Source organism: Streptomyces sp. NPDC006197, from assembly GCF_040613865.1.
Taxonomy (GTDB): Bacteria; Actinomycetota; Actinomycetes; order Streptomycetales; family Streptomycetaceae; genus Streptomyces.
Genome location: NZ_JBEXSZ010000287.1, coordinates 1 through 2,355 on the forward strand (window position 1 = coordinate 1; position 2,355 = coordinate 2,355).

The following is a 2,355-nucleotide window of genomic DNA, read 5'->3' on the forward strand; positions in this document are numbered from 1 at the left end:
GTAGCTCGCTGGGCTCATAACCCAGAGGTCGCAGGTTCAAATCCTGTCCCCGCTACTCAGAGGACAAGGGCCCGGATCCATAAGGATCCGGGCCCTTGTCGTGTGTCGGCGTGCCGGGGGGTGTCGAAGAGCGGTAGGGAAGGGGCGAGTTGGCGTGAGTCGTGTTTGACTTGTCTCTCTGTGGGCATGTCGACAAAACGCTGAGTGACCTCACTGGCTGCGGTATACCAGGTGTGCTCGGGTTGCGGGTGGTGCGACGATGGTATTTATGGGGGACAGGGCAACTCTGTTGGAGACAGGGCGGTTTGTGCAGCGGCACGCCAGAAACGCCGCAGACGAGATCATCGAGGCAGTGGGGGCCGCCGGTGCGGTCGTCGACACCACCACCGAGACCGAGGCCGAGAACGAGACCGAGACCGAGGCCAGGCACCGGCGGGCCGCCGAGTGCGGTGACCTCGCCTCGATGAGCGCGCTCGGCGCACTGCTGCTGCGCCGCGGCGACCTCGACGGCGCCGAGCCGTACCTGCGGAGGGCCACCGCCGAAGGGGACCGGGCCGCCGCCAACAACCTGGGCGTCCTGCTCCACCAGCGCGGATACCCCGACGAGGCGGCCGGCTGGTGGCGGGTCGCCGCCGTCGCCGGCTCGGCCCCCGCCGCCCACGCCCTCGGCCGCCACCACCGCGAGCGCGGCGACGAGCCGGCCGCCGAGTACTGGCTCCGCCAGGCCGCCGAGCAGGGCCACGCCCTCGGCGCGTACGCCCTCGCCGACCTCCTGGAGCACCGCAGCGACGTCGGTGCCGAGCGCTGGCTGCGCGCCGCCGCCGAACAGGGCCACCGCGAGGCCGCCTACCGCCTCGCCCTCGCCCTGGAGCGCCGGGCCACCGAGACCGTCCGCGGGCCGCACGAGACCGGCACCCGGCTCCGCACCCCGGGCGCCGGGGCGGTCGCGCCCTCCGGCGCGGCCGCGACCGGTACCGCGGCCGCCGTTCCCGGGCAGCCGGCCGTCGAGGGCGCGGAAGAGGCCGCCGAGGCCGAGCAGTGGTTCCGCCAGGCCGCCGCGCGCGGCCACCGGCGGGCCGCGCTCCACCTGGGCGCCATCCTGGAGCACCGCGGCGAGCTCAAGGAGGCCGGCCGCTGGTACCTCAGCTCCGCCAAGGAGGGCGAGGCGAAGGCCGCCTGCGCCCTCGGCTTCCTGCTCCGCGACGCGGGCGACGAGGAGAGCGCCGCCGTGTGGTGGCTGCGGGCCGCCCAGGACGGCGACGGCAACGCCGCCAACGCGCTGGGCGCCCTGCACGCCGCCCGGGGCGAGCAGCAGACCGCCGAGCGCTGGTACCGGGCCGCCATGGACGCCGGCGACGTGAACGGCGCCTACAACCTCGGGCTGCTCTGCGCCGCCCAGGACCGCATCCCGCAGGCCGAGCAGTGGTACCGGCGCGCCGCCTACGCGGGTCACCGCGAGGCCGCCAACGCGCTCGCCGTCCTGCTCCTCCAGGCCGGCGACGCGGGCGGCGCCGAGCCCTGGTTCTCCAAGGCCGCCGAGGCCGGCAGCGTGGACGCCGCCTTCAACCTGGGCATCCTCCATGCCGGCCGGGGCGACGACCGCACGGCGCTGGTCTGGTACGAGCGGGCCGCGGCCGCCGGGCACACCGAGGCCGCCCTCCAGGTCGGCATCGCCGCCCTGCGGGACGGCGACGAGCAGACCGCCGAGCGGCACCTGCGGTGCGCGGCCGGCGGCGGCAGCGCCGAGGCCGCCTTCCGGCTCGCCTCGGTGCTCGACGCGCGTCGCCCCGAGCCCGGCCCCGCCGTGCTCGGCGCGCCCCGCGAGGAGAAGTCCGAGTGCGAGGAGTGGTACGAGCGGGCCGCCCAGCAGGGCCACCGGCGCGCCCAGGTGCGGGTCGGGATGCTCGCCGCCGGGCGTGGCGACCTGGCCGAGGCCGACCGCTGGTACCGCGAGGCCGCCGAGGCGGGCAGCCGCAACGGCGCCTTCAACCTGGGGCTGCTCCTCGCCCGCGAGGGCAGCGAGCGGGAGGCCGCCCTCTGGTGGACCCGGGCGGCCCGGGCCGGCCACGGCCGCGCCGCGCTCCGGCTCGCGCTGCTCGCGGCGCGCCGGGGCGAGCTCACCGAGGGGCGCCGCTGGTGCGACCGCGCGGTGGAGCTGGGCCCGGCGGAGGTCGCGGAGCGGGCGGCCCGGCTGAGCGAGGCGCTGCACCAGGAGCTCACCGCCTGAGGCGTTAACGGATTTGCGCTGGTGACGGGGGTCCCGTACAGTCGTGTTTACCGACGCGGGGTGGAGCAGCTCGGTAGCTCGCTGGGCTCATAACCCAGAGGTCGCAGGTTCAAATCCTGTCCCCGCTA

General features: G+C 75.9%; 1 protein-coding gene and 1 tRNA gene. Both read left to right on the plus strand.

Features of this window, described 5'->3' with window-relative positions; genetic code table 11:
- Positions 1-259 precede the first annotated feature (259 nt).
- Entirely contained in the window at positions 260-2,227 is a 1,968-nt protein-coding gene (locus ABZ318_RS39450) for a tetratricopeptide repeat protein (RefSeq protein ID WP_356907229.1), read from the plus strand.
- A gap of 54 nt (positions 2,228-2,281) precedes the next feature.
- Positions 2,282-2,355 (plus strand) — tRNA-Met (locus ABZ318_RS39455).